This is a genomic window from Nocardioides massiliensis (assembly GCF_030811215.1).
Classification (GTDB): Bacteria; Actinomycetota; Actinomycetes; order Propionibacteriales; family Nocardioidaceae; genus Nocardioides_A; species Nocardioides_A massiliensis.
This window is the reverse complement of record NZ_JAUSQM010000001.1, coordinates 4,086,572-4,100,641: the sequence shown is the minus strand read 5'-3', so window position 1 is coordinate 4,100,641 and position 14,070 is coordinate 4,086,572. Positions and strand designations below refer to the sequence as shown.

At 72.0% G+C, this 14,070-nt stretch carries 14 protein-coding genes; 6 read left to right on the top strand and 8 right to left on the bottom strand.

What is annotated here, in order from left to right:
• Positions 1-20: 20 nt before the first annotated feature.
• The 4 genes from J2S59_RS20170 to J2S59_RS20155 are packed head-to-tail and all read right to left on the bottom strand — an operon-like array spanning position 21 to position 4,694.
• Positions 21-1,826: an ABC transporter ATP-binding protein gene (locus tag J2S59_RS20170; protein WP_068116957.1), complete on the bottom strand. Its 1,806-nt coding sequence runs from the start codon at positions 1,824-1,826 to the stop codon at positions 21-23.
• The gene (locus tag J2S59_RS20165) at positions 1,823-3,532 is read right to left on the bottom strand and encodes an ABC transporter ATP-binding protein (RefSeq protein ID WP_306825444.1); all 1,710 of its coding nucleotides are present in this window, start codon (positions 3,530-3,532) and stop codon (positions 1,823-1,825) included. Before J2S59_RS20165 ends, J2S59_RS20170 begins: the two co-directional genes overlap by 4 nt.
• 9 nt (positions 3,533-3,541) lie before the next feature.
• Positions 3,542-4,450: an NAD-dependent protein deacetylase gene (locus J2S59_RS20160; protein WP_246360257.1), complete on the bottom strand. Its 909-nt coding sequence runs from the start codon at positions 4,448-4,450 to the stop codon at positions 3,542-3,544.
• Entirely contained in the window at positions 4,425-4,694 is a 270-nt protein-coding gene (locus J2S59_RS20155; protein ID WP_068120129.1) for a DUF2277 domain-containing protein, read from the bottom strand. The genes J2S59_RS20160 and J2S59_RS20155 overlap by 26 nt, the downstream gene beginning before the upstream one ends.
• A 31-nt stretch (positions 4,695-4,725) precedes the next feature.
• Between J2S59_RS20155 and J2S59_RS20150 the strand changes: the two genes are divergently transcribed.
• A complete protein-coding gene (locus J2S59_RS20150; RefSeq protein WP_181641840.1) occupies positions 4,726-5,799 on the top strand; it encodes a glycoside hydrolase family 6 protein in 1,074 nt (357 codons plus the stop codon).
• A 78-nt stretch (positions 5,800-5,877) separates the two neighbouring features.
• Positions 5,878-6,900 (top strand): response regulator transcription factor, encoded by a 1,023-nt coding sequence (locus tag J2S59_RS20145; RefSeq protein ID WP_068120133.1) that lies wholly within the window; start codon positions 5,878-5,880, stop codon positions 6,898-6,900.
• Positions 6,901-6,922: 22 nt separating this feature from the next.
• Here the strand turns inward: J2S59_RS20145 and J2S59_RS20140 are convergent, their stop codons facing one another.
• The 4 genes from J2S59_RS20140 to J2S59_RS20125 all read right to left on the bottom strand — a co-directional run bounded on the left by J2S59_RS20140 (position 6,923) and on the right by J2S59_RS20125 (position 11,147).
• The gene (locus J2S59_RS20140) at positions 6,923-7,666 is read right to left on the bottom strand and encodes a hypothetical protein (RefSeq protein ID WP_068120135.1); all 744 of its coding nucleotides are present in this window, start codon (positions 7,664-7,666) and stop codon (positions 6,923-6,925) included.
• On the bottom strand, positions 7,663-9,180 hold the full coding sequence (locus tag J2S59_RS20135) for a glycosyltransferase family 2 protein (RefSeq protein WP_246360258.1): 1,518 nt from the start codon (positions 9,178-9,180) through the stop codon (positions 7,663-7,665). The genes J2S59_RS20140 and J2S59_RS20135 overlap by 4 nt, the downstream gene beginning before the upstream one ends.
• 96 nt (positions 9,181-9,276) lie before the next feature.
• A complete protein-coding gene (locus tag J2S59_RS20130) occupies positions 9,277-9,510 on the bottom strand; it encodes an acyl-CoA carboxylase subunit epsilon (RefSeq protein ID WP_181641841.1) in 234 nt (77 codons plus the stop codon).
• A 29-nt stretch (positions 9,511-9,539) separates the two neighbouring features.
• Positions 9,540-11,147: an acyl-CoA carboxylase subunit beta gene (locus J2S59_RS20125; protein WP_181641845.1), complete on the bottom strand. Its 1,608-nt coding sequence runs from the start codon at positions 11,145-11,147 to the stop codon at positions 9,540-9,542.
• A gap of 71 nt (positions 11,148-11,218) precedes the next feature.
• Here J2S59_RS20125 and J2S59_RS20120 point away from each other — a divergent pair, with 71 nt between their 5' ends.
• The 4 genes from J2S59_RS20120 to J2S59_RS20105 all read left to right on the top strand — a co-directional run bounded on the left by J2S59_RS20120 (position 11,219) and on the right by J2S59_RS20105 (position 14,064).
• Positions 11,219-12,067, top strand: coding sequence for a biotin--[acetyl-CoA-carboxylase] ligase (locus J2S59_RS20120; RefSeq protein WP_068120137.1), 849 nt, complete (start codon positions 11,219-11,221; stop codon positions 12,065-12,067).
• An 18-nt stretch (positions 12,068-12,085) separates the two neighbouring features.
• Positions 12,086-12,598 (top strand): PH domain-containing protein, encoded by a 513-nt coding sequence (locus J2S59_RS20115; protein WP_068120139.1) that lies wholly within the window; start codon positions 12,086-12,088, stop codon positions 12,596-12,598.
• A gap of 3 nt (positions 12,599-12,601) precedes the next feature.
• Entirely contained in the window at positions 12,602-13,606 is a 1,005-nt protein-coding gene (locus tag J2S59_RS20110; protein ID WP_246360259.1) for an adenylate/guanylate cyclase domain-containing protein, read from the top strand.
• Positions 13,607-13,716: 110 nt separating this feature from the next.
• Complete coding sequence (locus J2S59_RS20105; protein ID WP_068120141.1) at positions 13,717-14,064, top strand: winged helix-turn-helix domain-containing protein; 348 nt, start codon at positions 13,717-13,719, stop codon at positions 14,062-14,064.
• Positions 14,065-14,070 lie beyond the last annotated feature (6 nt).

Here is a 14,070-nt window from a genome sequence, read left to right as displayed (position 1 = left end):
CGGGGAGCAGAAACGTGCGGCTACTGGTGCCAGCTGGCCCAGAGCGCGGCGTACGAACCGCCCCGCGCCACCAACTCGTCGTGGGTGCCGAGCTCGGTGATCCGGCCATCCTCGACGACGGCGACCCGGTCGGCGTCGTGGGCGGAGAACAGCCGGTGGGCGATGGCGATGACGGTGCGACCCTCGAGCACGCCGGCCAGGGAGCGCTCGAGGTGGCGCGCGGCCCGGGGGTCGATGAGCGACGTGGCCTCGTCGAGCACGAGGGTGCCCGGGTCGGCGAGCACGAGGCGGGCAAGCGCGACCTGCTGAGCTTGCGCGGGAGTCAGGGCGCGACCACCGGAGCCGACCTCGGTGCCGAGCCCCTCCGGCAGCGCCTCGACCCAGCCGCGGGCGTCGACGGCGTCCAGCGCCGCGAGCACGCGGGCGTCGTCGACCGGGCCGGCGTCCGGCCCGTGCTCGAGGGGGTGGTCGAGCGCCATCACCAGGTTGTCGCGCACGGTGCCGGCGAAGACGTGGTGCTCCTGGGTGACCAGGCAGACGTGCCGGCGCAGCTCGGTCTGGGGGAGATCGGCGAGCGAGACGTCCCCGAGCCGCAGCTCGCCGGAGCGCGGCGGGTGGATGCCCGCGATCAGCCGGCCGAGGGTGGACTTGCCGGCGCCGGACGGGCCGACCATCGCGAGCCGCTCCCCGGGCTCGACCACGAGGTCGACGCCGTGCAGCACGTCGGTGCCCTCGACGTAGGCGAAGCGCACGTCGCGGGCGACCAGCCGTTCGCCCCGGACCGGTGTCGCGGCGTCGGGCCGTCGGTGCGCCGGGTCCTCGTCGGCGACCTCCCCGACGCCGAGCAGCCGGGCCAGCGACGCCAGGCCGACCTGCAGCTCGTCGAGCACCATCACGAGCCGGTCGACCGGGTCGGCGAGCATCTGCACGTAGAGCACGGCCGCGGTGACGGCCCCCAGGCCGACCCTGCCGTCGGCGTACAGCAGCCCGCCGACCACGAGTGCCGCGACCGTCGGCAGCAGGTAGGACAGCTCCATCGAGGGGTAGAAGAACGTCCGCAGCCGCAGGGTCGTGCGCTCCGCGGCGTAGGACCCGCGGATGGCGGCGTCGAGATCCTCGACGCGCTCGGGGCCCAGTCCGAGGGCGTCGACCGTGCGGGCTCCCTCGGCGGTCTCGGTGAGCGAGGCGCTGATGGCGGCGTACGACGCGTTCTCCTTCAGGTACGCCGGACGCGCGCGCCGCAGGTACCACCGTGAGGCGGTCACCTGCAGCGGGACGCCGATGAGGCAGCACGCGAGCGCCCACCAGCCGACGGTCGCGGTTGCCACCAGCGTCAGACAGGTGGTGACAAGCGCGATCACGGCCTCGGGCAGCGCCCAACGGGCCGACCAGCCGACGGCCTCCACGTCCCGGGAGGTGCGGGTCAAGAGGTCTCCGCTGCCCGCCCGCTCGACCACGCCGAGCGGCAGGCCGAGCGCGCTGGCGACGAAGTCCTCGCGCAGCCGGGCGAGCACCCGCTCGCCGAGGACGTAGCAGACGAACCGCGCCCACCGGGTCAACAGCGCCTCGGCGGCCAGGAACACCGCGAGCAGCACGACGACGCGGTCGACGTGCGCAACGCTCGTGCCCTGCTCCACCGCCTCGACGAGGCGGCCGAGCAGCTGGGGTGCGACCAGCGCGGCACCCGCGGCGAGGGCGTTAAGCAGCACGCCGAGCCAGACCTGGCGGGGGTAGCGCGCCAACACGCGGACGGCGTACCGACGAACTGCGTGGGGGTCGGCGACCGGCAGGTCGGTGCGGGCCTCCTCGAGGGTCGCGGCGGTCATACGGGCAGCTCCTCACGGGTCACGACGGCGCGGTAGGCGGGCACCCGCTCCAGCAGGTCGGCGTGCGTCCCGCGGGCCGTCTCGCGCCCGTCGAGCAGGAGGACGACCTCGTCGGCCCGGTCGAGGACCAGCGGGCTCGTCGTGGTGACCACGGTGGTGCGTCCCCGGCGGTGGGCGCCGAGCTGGTCGGCGATCCGGCCCTCGGTGTGGGCGTCGACGGCAGAGGTCGGCTCGACGAGCAGCAGCACCTCGGGGTCGACGGCGAGGGCGCGGGCCAGCACGAGCCGTTGCCGCTGCCCGCCGGAGAAGGATCGCCCCCGCTCGTGGACGGGCGCGTCCCAGCCCGTCGGCAGGGCGGCGACGACGTCGGTGGCGGAGGCCGTCTCCACGGCCCGGCGTACGGCGTCCTCGCCCCGGTCGCGCACGTCGAGCACCTCGCGCAGCCGGCCGGAGAACAACCCGTCGGTGGCGCCGGCCACGACCACGCGCGAGCGCAGCTCGGCGGGGTCCACCTCGGGGATCGGTACGCCGCCCCACGTGGGCTCCGCGCCCGGTGCCGCGGGCGCGAACCCGCCGAGCCGGTCCACGAGCGCCACCGCCTCCTCGGGCGGGTCGGCGACGATCGCCGTGACGCGACCAGCACGGATCGTCACCCCGCTGGCGGGGTCGGTGAGCTCGGCTCCCGGCGCCGGCGCGGGCCGGGCGCCGTGGCCGGCCGGCTCGAGAGCCAGCACGCGCACCACGCGGCGCGCGGAGACCAACGCCTTGATCCACTTGTTGGCGAACTCCGTCAGCGTGCGCACGGGGATGAGCAGGAACGTGGCGTAGCCGTAGAACGCGACCAGCTCTCCCGGCGAGATCCGTCCCGAGACCGCGAAGCGCGCGCCGATCCAGACCACGAGGACGACCAGGACACCCGGCAGGAACACCTGGGCGGAGTCCAGCCAGGACTGCACCCGTCCCACCTCGACCCCGGCCCGGCGGACGTCGCGCGAGCGCTCGACGTAGCGGCGGTGGAAGACGCGCTCGCCCCCGATGCCGAGCAGGACCCGCAGGCCGCCGACGATGTCGGTGGCGAGGTTGGTCAGGGAGCCGGTGAGCTCGCGCTGCCGGGTCGTACGCCGCTGCAGCGGGGCCAACAGCGGACCGAGGGCGAGCAGCAGCGCCGGCACGCCTGCCAGGACGAGCAGGGCGAGCGGCAGGGACGTCTGGAACAGGATCACCGCGACCAGCACGATCGACACCACCGCGCCCGAGGCGCGCGCGGTCACGTCGAGCGCGTGCCCGAGGTGGCCGATGTCGCTGCTGCCGATGGCGACCACCTCGCCGGTCGACACCCGGCGCGGCAGCTCCGCACCCAGCCGGGTCACCTGGCGGGTGACGACCTGGACGGTCGTGTAGGCGGCCGCCAGCCAGTTCGTCACCGCGAACCGGTGGCGGACGATCCCGGCGACGACCTGGACGCTCCCGACGGCCAGGAGCGCGCCGGCCCATCCGAGCAGGGCGCTGGTGTCGCGGGCGGTCACGCCGGCATCGATCGCGCGGCCGATGACCGCCGGCAGCACGGCCTGCGCCGACATCCACAGCACGCCGAAGAAGATCCCACCGAGGAGCGTCACGACCTGGGACCGCATGAGCCACACCAGGAAGCGCGCCGGGGAGCGGTGGTCGGGGGTGCCGGGATCGGCGAGGGGGAGTGCGCGCACCGGGCAACGCTACGGAGCAGCGACCCCCGAAGGCGAATCGTTTTCGACGCCACACAGCGCCGCAACGAGCGCACCCAGCGTCTCGCTGCACCCGGCGTCGAGGCGCAGGGTGGCGAGCTCGTCGCCACGGGTCGCGCCGCGGTTGATGATCACCACGGGTACGCCGGCACGGGCGCAGCGACGCACGAAGCGGAACCCCGACATCACCGTCAGCGACGAGCCCGCCACCAGCAGTGCGCCGTCGGCTGGCGTCAGCGCATCGACCGCGTCGAAGCACCGCCGCACCCGGGGCTTGGGAACGTTCTCGCCGAAGAACACCACGTCGGGCTTGAGCATGCCGCCGCAGCGCGCGCAGTCGGGGACGACGAAGTCAGCGGTGTCGTCCAGGAGCACGTCGCCGTCCGGTCGCACCGCCGCGCTGGCGTGGCGCTCGGCGTACCCGGGGTTGAGGGCGGCGAGCTCCTGCTGCAGGCGAGCCCGGGAGCTGTGGTCACCGCAGTCGAGGCAGACGACGTCGGCGATCCGGCCGTGCAGGGCGACCATCGAGGTCGACCCGGCCTGCTCGTGCAGGCCGTCGACGTTCTGGGTGATGAGGAAGCGCTGCGCGCCAGCGGCCTCGAGGCGGGCGAGTGCCTGGTGGCCCGGGTTGGGGTTGGCGGTGTGCATCCGCGACCACCCGACGTGGCTGCGCGCCCAGTAGCGCTGGCGGGCGGCGGGTCCCGAGCGGAACTCGGCGTACGTCATCGGCGTCCGGTCCGGCGCCGACGGTCCGCGGTAGTCGGGGATCCCGGAGTCGGTGGAGAGACCGGCGCCGGTCAGCGTCACGAGCGCGCGACCGGCGAGCAGGTCGAGCGCGGCGGCCAGCGGGTCGGCCAGCGGATCGGCTCGGGTGTCAGCGCGCGTAGCGGATCTCAGCACGGGCCCGGGCCTTCGCCGCCTCGACCTCGCGGTCCTTCGGTGGCGCGGTGGTCGTCAGCTGGTCGAGCAGCCGCTGGGTCGTCGCTGCGACCTCGCGGACGGCGGCGTCGAAGGCCTCCTGGTTGGCCTGGGACGGCTTGGTCGAGCCGCTGACCTTGCGGACGTACTGCAGCGCGGCGGCGTGCACCTCGTCGTCGGTCGCCGGCGGCGCGAAGTTGTGCAGGGTGCGGATGTTGCGGCACATGGAGCAACGGTACGCCCACTATCGTGACGCCGTGGATCCCCACGAGCGCCCGACGTCCGCGTGGGCCCACCTCTTCGAACCAGCGCCCCCGGAGCCGTCGCGCCGTCCGCGCCCGCCGTGGTGGGTCGTCGCACCGCTCGTCGTGGTCGGCGTGGTCGTCATCGCGCTGGTCGTCGGTGGCGTCCTGGGGCTGGTCACGAACTTCCGTGCGCCCTGGGGCCCGGGTTCGCAGGAGGTGAACCCGTTCGCCGAGCACCCGGCGTACGCCGACCCCTCCTCCCGCACGGCGCAGGGTGCTCAGGCGGCAGAGGACGCGGGCAGCCCGGACGCGCCGGTCCTGCGTCGGTTGGCCGAGACCCCGCAGGGGATCTGGCTGGTCCCGGAGGAGCACGGTCCGGGTGACGTCGGCCGGCACGTCGAGCGCGTCGTCGCCGAGGCCGGGGACACCGTGCCGGTGCTCGTGGTCTACGGCATCCCCCAACGGGACTGCACCGGTGGCTTCTCGGCCGGCGGGCTCGCCGCTGAGGAGTACGTCGACTGGATCGGGGAGATCGTCGAGGGTCTCGAGCGCGCCGACCGGGCGGCGGTGGTGCTCGAGCCAGACGCGCTCGTCTCGGTGCTGGAGTGCGCCGAGCTCGGGTCCCGGATCGACCTGATCCGGCAGGCGGTCGGCCTCCTGGCCGAGTCGCGGGCCGCGGTGTATATCGATGCCGGGCACTCCGGCTGGCGCACACCCGAGGAGGTCGCCGACCTGCTCGAGGACGTGGGGGTCGAGCGGGTGCGGGGCTTCGCCACCAACGTCGCCAACTCCCAGCCGGAGGCGCTGGAGCTGGCGTACGCCGACGCGATCAACGCCGAGCTGCCCGTTGCCGTGCACGCCGTCGTCGACACCGGCCGCAACGGCAACGGCGCGGGGGAGACCTTCTGCAACGCCCCCGGTCTCGCGCTCGGCGCCCCGCCCGGCGCCGCCGAGGAGGAGGTCTGGGACGCGCGCCTGTGGATCAAGCCGCCCGGCGAGAGCGACGGCACCTGCAACGGCGGACCACCGGCCGGCACCTTCTGGCCCGAGCGCGCGGTCGAGCTGGCGCGCGCTGCCGGCTGGTGAGCGATCTTCGGACTTCCTTGCAGAGGTCCGGCGCGCAGGAAGCGCCTTGCCCGCGTGCGCGTTGTTAGAGTCGGCCTCATGGATCCAGCCGAGGCCTGGGTGGCCGTCATCATCGAGGACGAACCCGACGTACGGATGCTCCTCGACACGGTTCTCACCCAGAGCGGGTTCCGCACGGTGGTCGCCACCGACGGTCCCGAGGGCCTCGAGGCGGTGCGGGCGCACAACCCGTTGCTCACCACCCTCGACGTCAACATGCCCGGCATGGACGGGTTCGCGGTCGCGAAGCGGATCCGCGAGTTCAGCCAGACCTACCTGATCATGATCACCGGCCTCGGTGACGAGATCGACGTGATCTCCGGGCTCGAGGCCGGCGCCGACGACTACCTCGTCAAGCCGTTCCGGCCCCGGGAGCTGCGCGCCCGCGCGGAGTCGATGCTGCGCCGCCCGCGCCACCGCACCGGACCGAACGAGCCGGTCGCGCCGCCCGCCGATCCGGCTCCCGCGGCCCCGCCGCCTCCGCCGGCCGAGTCCTGGGCCGAGCAGGCTGTGCGCCAGCTGCAGGAGAACACCTCGCTGCAGCCGATCAGCGGCACCTCCGCACCCGAGCAGCCCGCGCCCCCGCCGGTCCAGCAGCCGGCCCCGCAGCCCGCGCCCCCGCCGGTGCAGCAGCCGGCCCCGGCCCAGCAGCAGCCCGCCTACGCCGCCGCGCCGGCGGCGGCCGCGCAGGCCCCGCTGCCGTATGCCCCGGAGCCGCAGGTCATGCCGACGGGCGGTTGGATCCGCGTGGGCGAGCTGGCGGTCAACACCGACCAGCGGGTCGTCACCGTCGGTCAGCGCCAGGTCGACCTCACGAGCGTGGAGTTCGAGCTGCTCACGTCGCTGCTGATGTCAGGGCGACGCGTGCGCAGCAAGGCCGACCTGGTCCTGACGATGCGCGGCCAGAACTACGTCACGGCCTACTTCGTCAACGAGGCCGACAAGCGTGAGGTCGAGGCCCACGTGGAGAGCATCCGCCGCAAGATCGGTGATGACGGCGCCAACCCGCGCTGGATCGAGACCGTGCGCGGCGTCGGCTACCGGCTCGCCATCCCCGACTGAGCGGGCCCGGGGGCGGGCCCTGTCAGTTGGCGGTGAAGGGGATCTTCTTCACCTGTGTGGCCTGCTCCGACGGGAAGATCGACATCGGCACCTTCTGCCGGATCACCCGGCGGCGGTACTCGTCGGAGCCGGGACGGGTCTCGATGAAGACGGTCGCGCGGAAGGTCAGGTCGACGCCGATCGTGTCCATGTCGAGCGTGCCGATCTTCTGGTTGCGCAGCTCGAAGGCGCCCTTCGGCGACGTGATCAGCATGCCGTGGCGGTTGGAGACCGGCTCAGGGTCGAAGGTGATCCGCTTCGCGTCGGCGTCGAGGTAGTAGGGCTCCTCGATGGTGCCGGAGGTGTTCTTGGTCTGCGACGTCACCATGATGTTGCCCAGCCAGACCTTCCGCTTCGTGGCGAACCGGTCGCGCAGCTTGCGGTTGAGGTCGTAGACGGTGAACGTGAACGAGAAGAACTTGTCCCCGCGGGGGAACCAGAGGTTGGTCTCCGGGGTCGCCTTGGTCGGCCACAGCGTGTAGACGAAGTCCAGGTTGCGCACCCGCGTGTGCGACTGGAAGGTGCCGTCGTTGGTGAACTGCGTCGGGTACGGCGTGGGGTTCTTCGACGGGGTGGCTGTCGGCGTGGGCGTCGGGTCGGCAGCGGTGAAGTCGCCGAGCATGCTGCAGCCCGAGAGCAGCAGTGTCAGCGCCAAGGCGAGGGCGAGTGCCGCGCGGGTGCGGCGACGCGGGGTCTGCCGAGGTGTCGTGCCGGTCGTGGGCGTCATGCCTTGAACCCCTTGTAGCGTCGCAGGATCTTCAACATCATCCATGCCGTCTGGGCGATGGTGATCGCACCGAGGATCGGCCAGCCGACCGCAAGGATGTCGGACTTGGTGGTGATCGACAGCTGGGTCCACACCGCGGCCATCACGCCGAGGAAGACCACCAGCACGATCACCGGCGTCCAGTGGCTGTTGCCGGCGCCGCGCTCGGCCTTCGCCTGGGCGGCCCAGTTGTCGGTCTGGGTGCGGCTGGCGAACTTCGCCCAGGACCGCACGAAGTGGCCGAGCCGGATCCACATGTAGGCCTCGGCGAACGGGATGAACAGGGCGAACGCGTAGTCGCGCTTGTTGGCGTAGTGCATCGACTTCGCCACGCGGTAGTTCAGGATCGTCGCGACCGTCGGGGGGATCAGCCACAGCGGGTTGAACACGAACGCGCTGATCGACAACGAGCCGCCCAGCAGCATGAAGAACAGCGTGCGGGTGAGCAGGTTGGTGACCATCGAGGCCTGCTCGAACCACCGCAGGCGCAGGTTGGGGTGGAACGGCTGGCCCTTCGTGTCGCCGCGCTGGCCGGGCCACATGAGCTCGATCGCGCCGAAGTTCCACTTCACCTGCTGGGCGTCCAGCGACCGCAGCGTGGTCATGCCGCCGACGTGGGCACGCGCCACCGCGCTGATCTTGGTCAGGTAGCCGGCGCTCTTGATCTCCAGCGACAGCAGGGAGTCCTCCACCTCGCTGTCGCGGACCCACGGGTAGCGCTGGTGGGTCCGGTTGACGACGTCGCGCAGCGCCTGGGTGGAGAAGATCGAGAACTGGCCGCCGAGCACGGCCATGTTGCGTCCGCGCAGGAGGTTCTGCATGTTGAACGCCGCGAACTGCGCGCGCTGGCCGGCGATGAGGAACTTCGCCATCGGGTTGCTCAGGGCGCTGTCGTCGATGCTGTAGATCGCCGAGATGCCGCCGATGCGGTCGTCGCTGGCGATCTCGTCGACCAGCGACTGCACGGCGTTGGGCTCGGCGGTCGTGTCGCCGTCGACCCCGAGCAGGTAGTCGCACCCCTCGACCAGCGAGTAGCCGTAGTTGAGAGCGCCGACCTTCTTGTCGGGGTTCTCGCCGATGTCGTGGACGAAGATCTCGCAGGTCTGCTCGTTGCCGGTCTTGTCGGTGCGCACGTGCAGACCGGCGTAGTGGCTGGCGACCTCGACGGTGTCGTCGGTCGTGTTGTTGACGACGACGTGGATGACGTCGGGCAGCCGGGTCTGGTTGAGCAGCGAGTCGAGGACCGCACCGATGGTGGCTTCCTCGTTGTAGCAGGGGATGACGCAGCCGACCGTCGGGCGGTAGACCGGGATCTGCTCGAGCTCGGACAGGAACGACGGCGCGTAGGCCATCATCTGCGGGTCCGGGGGAGGGAGCGCACGGACGTACGCCGACAGGTCGGCATCACGTGGTGTGCCCTGCAACCGCTGCGCGTCGTGACCGCGCGGTGCGGGGGAGTCCTGGTTCCCGTTCACGACCTCAGTCTGGGGGACCGGCTGCAACCGGCGTCGGACTACACCGCAAGGTTTCTGCAGGTTCGGCGCAACTCCTGACGGGTCGACCGCCCAGGCTCAGCGCGGCAGGCCGCTGCTGCGCCACGCCCCGCGACCGTGCGCGTGGGGCCGGCGTACGGCGCGCTGCGGCGACGCCCAGACCGACCGCGCAGGTCGCTCCGGCTCACCGGCACCGGAGGCGAGTGCCGTCAGGACCGCGGTCAGCGCAGCGACCTCCTCCGGGGAAGCATCGCCACGGATCAGAAAATGCGTGGAGCTCGCTTCGCTCGCGCCCTTCTCCGTTCCGCCCAATCCAGGCTCCTTCGTCGCGGATTGGGCGGTCACAGCGGGATGTTCCCGTGCTTCTTCGGCGGCAGCGTCTCGCGCTTGGTCTGCAGCAGGCGCAGGGCGCGGACGACCTCGACGCGGGTCTCGTGCGGCGCGATGACGGCGTCGACGTACCCGCGCTCGGCGGCGATGTAGGGGTTGGCGAGGGTGCGCTCGTAGTCGTCGATGAGCTCGGCGCGCTTGGCCTCGACGTCCTCACCCGCCTCCTCGGCGGCGGCCAGGGTCTTGCGGTGCAGGATGTTGACCGCGCCCTGCGCGCCCATGACCGCGATCTGCGCCGTCGGCCAGGCGAGGTTGATGTCGGCGCCGAGGTGCTTGGAGCCCATGACGTCGTACGCGCCGCCGTAGGCCTTGCGGGTGATGATCGTGACCAGCGGGACGGTGGCCTCGGCGTAGGCGTAGATCAGCTTGGCGCCGCGGCGGATGATGCCGCTGTACTCCTGGTCGGTGCCGGGCAGGAAGCCGGGCACGTCGACGAAGGTCAGCACGGGGATGTTGAACGCGTCGCAGAACCGCACGAAGCGGGCGGCCTTCTCCGAGGCGTCGATGTCGAGCGTGCCGGCGAACTGCATCGGCTGGTTGGCCACGACACCGACCGAGCGGCCCTCGACCCGGCCGAACCCGACGATGATGTTGGGCGCGAACAGCGGCTGGACCTCGAGGAAGTCGCCCTCGTCGACGACGGTGGCGATCACGTCGTGCATGTCGTAGGGCTGGTTCGGGCTGTCCGGGATGATCGTGTCGAGCGTCCGGTCCTCGTCGGTGAACGACAGCTCCGCGGGAGCGTCGAAGACGGGTGCCTCGTCGAGGTTGTTCTGCGGCAGGTAGGAGATGAGCGCCTTGACGTACTCCAGCGCGTCCTCCTCGTCGGAGGCCATGTAGTGCGCGTTGCCCGACTTGGTGTTGTGGGTCCGCGCGCCGCCGAGGTCCTCGATCGTCACGTCCTCGCCGGTGACGGTCTTGATCACGTCGGGACCGGTGATGAACATGGCCGAGGTCTGGTCGACCATGATCGTGAAGTCGGTGACGGCGGGGGAGTAGACGTGGCCGCCGGCGCAGTTGCCCATGATCAGGCTGATCTGGGGGATGACACCCGAGGCGTGGACGTTGCGCTTGAAGATCTCGCCGTAGAGACCCAGGGAGACGACGCCCTCCTGGATCCGCGCGCCGGCACCCTCGTTGATGCCGATGATCGGGGAGCCGGTCTTGATCGCCAGGTCCATGACCTTCGTGATCTTCTCGCCGTAGACCTCGCCGAGGGAGCCGCCGAAGACGGTGAAGTCCTGGGAGAACACGCACACCTGGCGACCGTCGATGGTGCCGTAGCCCGTGATCACCCCGTCGCCGTACGGTCGGGTCTCCTGGAGGCCGAAGGCCGTGGAGCGGTGGCGGGCCAGCTCGTCGAGCTCGACGAAGGACCCCTCGTCGAAGAGCATCTCGATGCGCTCGCGGGCGGTCTGGCGCCCCTTCGCGTGCTGCTTCTCGACCGCCTTCGCCGAACCGGCGTGCACCGCTTCGTCGATGCGGCGCTCGAGATCAGCGAGCTTCCCCTCCGTGGTGTGGACGTCGATGTCGTCGGGGACATCGGTCCCCTCACCGATCGCGGGGTTGACTGCTGCGCTCAACACGACCTCCTCGGGTCCTCAACAGGCCGTCGGTCAATCTAGTACCTGTGACCTTCGACGATCTCGACCGCCCACCCCTTGACCGTGATGCGCTCCACGAGGCGCTGACGCGGGGGGCTTCCCTGTGGCGCCGCGTCGACCTGCACGAGGCCGCCGGCTCCACGAATGCGCTCGCGGCCGCTGCCGCCCGGGACGGGGAGGCCGAGGGTCTGGTCGTGGTGGCCGACCACCAGACCGCCGGCCGGGGCCGGTTGGACCGGGTCTGGACGACACCACCCGGCACCGCGCTGACGTTCTCCGTCCTCCTGACGCCGGCACCGGTGCCGGCCGAGCGCTGGCCGTGGCTGCCGCTGCTGACCGGGGTCGCCGTCGCCGAGGGCGTACGCCGTGCGACCGGCGTCGCCGCGGGGGTCAAGTGGCCCAACGACGTCCTGGTCGACGACCGCAAGGTCGCCGGGATCCTGGTCGAGCGGGTCGAGGGCGCGCACGGCCCGGCCGCCGTGGTCGGTGTCGGCCTCAACGTCGGGATGCGTGCCGGCGAGCTGCCTGCGGCCACCGCCACCTCGCTCGCGCTCGAGGTGGGGGCGGGGGAGGCGGTGCCCGACCGCACCGTCGTGCTGCGTGAGGTCCTGCGCACGTTCGAGGCGCTCTACCTGGAGTGGCGCGGGGAGGCCGGGGACCCGGCGCGGGGTCTGCACGCGTCGTACCTGCGCCGTTGCGTGTCCGTCGACCGCGAGGTCACCGTCGAGCTTCCCGACGGCACCGCCTTCGCGGGGACGGTCACGTCCGTGGACGCGTCCGGGGCGTTGGTCGTGTCCGGGACCGACGACGCGGGCACCCCGGTGCGCCGGACGTTCCACGCGGGCGACGTGGTGCACGCGCGGCGTACGCCCTGACCGTGTCATGATGCGCGCGTGTCCTTTCCGCAGCGCCTGCTGAACGACGGCGAGACCATCGTCGTCACCACGCGCACCCACGTGAAGGCGATGTTCGTGCCCACGTTGGTGGCCCTGATCGTCGTCGGGGTCGCGGCGTTCGCCTCGACCCTGCCCGACGGCGATGCCCGCACCCCGCTGCTGTGGGTGATCTGGGTGGTCGCGGCGCTGCTGTTGGCGTGGTGCTTCCTGCGGCCCCTCGTCAACTGGCTGACCACGACCTACACGTTCACCAACCGCCGGTTCATCGCGCGCTCGGGCTTCATCGCCCGCAAGGGACGCACCATCCCGCTGAACCGCATCAGTGGCGTGGACTTCGACATCGGGGTCGTCGACCGGATCTTCCGGTGCGGCACCCTGGTCGTGAGCGATGCCAGCGAGGCCGGGTCGGTGCAGCTGCACGACATCCCGCAGGTCGAGCGGGTCCAGATGCGCGTCGCGGAGGAGCTGCACCAGCTGTCGTCGCGCGACCGCAGCGACGACGGCACCTGAGCGGTGTCCACGCCCACGCCTCCGCCACCTCCCAGGCGGGACCAGCTCTCGCACGCGATCCTCGGCCTCGGTGAGGACCAGGCGGCGCTCACGAGCACCGAGGTCGCGGCAGCGGCCGGGGTCGACGAGGCCGACGCCCGGCGACTCTGGCGCGCGCTGGGCTTCCCCGACGCCGGTGGTGAGGCGGCCTTCTCCGAAGCGGACGCCCAAGCCCTGAGCCTGCTCGTGGACGCCATCGGCGACGAGATCGTCGACCTCGACACGGCCGTGCAGCTCACCCGTGCGCTGGGCCAGACGATGGGCAAGCTCGCGGACTGGCAGATCGCGACCCTCAGCACCCGCGTCGAGGAGCTGGGGCACCTCCAGCTCGGCCCCGACCGGCTCGTCGAGGGGGCACTCGACCTCGTCGAGCGCGTGGGGCCCACGTTCGAGGAGCTGCTCGTCTATGCCTGGCGCCGTCACCTCGCGGTCGCCGTCGGCCGCCTCGAGGCGCTGCACGCACCCGGCAGCGACCTGCACGTCGTCGAGTTCACGGTCGGCTTCGCCGACCTGGTCGGGTTCACGGCGTTGTCGAACCAGCTCAACCAGGACGAGATCGGCGACTTGGTCGAGGTCTTCGAGAGCCGCTGCACCGACGTGGTCGCGAGCCGGCGCGGTCGGGTCATCAAGAGCATCGGCGACTCGGTCCTCTACGTCGCCGAGGACCCGGTGACGGGGGTGCACATCGCCGAGGACATCGTGCAGGTCATCGGGCGCGACAAGCGCCTGCCCGACGTGCGTGTCGGGCTCGCGTCCGGACCCGTCACCCAGCGGCTCGGCGACGTCTACGGCCCGCCGGTCAACCTGGCCGCCCGGTTGACCGCGGTCGCGCGGCGCAACCGGGTCATCGTCGCGCCCGACACCGCCGCCGTGCTGCCCGGGGACCTGTTCTCGACCCAGGCGCTGCCGGCCCGCCCGCTGCGGGGGTTCGGCGTGGTCGAGCCCGTCGCCGTACGCCGCGTGCGGTGACCACGCACCTACCCCCGTGATGGCCCATCCGGGCCACGGGCGGCTAGTCCCTTCGGGGGGTATGGCGCGACTTCCCGGGGTCCGCGCCGTGCCGCGGTGATACTGCAAGGGTGTTGACCGTCCAAGATGTCGCGGTCGACCTCGAGGCTCGGCGGTGCTGGCGCGCGGGGGTCGAGGTCACCCTCGCGCGCAAGGAGTTCGACCTGCTGGCGGTCCTGATCCAGCGCGCCGGGGAGATCGTCACGCGTGCCGAGCTGATGGAGCAGGTCTGGCAGACGACGTTCTGGACGTCGTCGAAGACGATCGACGTGCACCTGGGGTGGGTGCGCCGCAAGCTCGGGGACGATCCGCGGCGCCCGCGCCTCATCACCACCGTCCGCGGCCGGGGGCTGCGCTTCGAGCAGGGACCGCCGGCGGGCGAGAGCACCGCTGCACGACAGCTCGAGGCGCCGCACTAGGCTTCG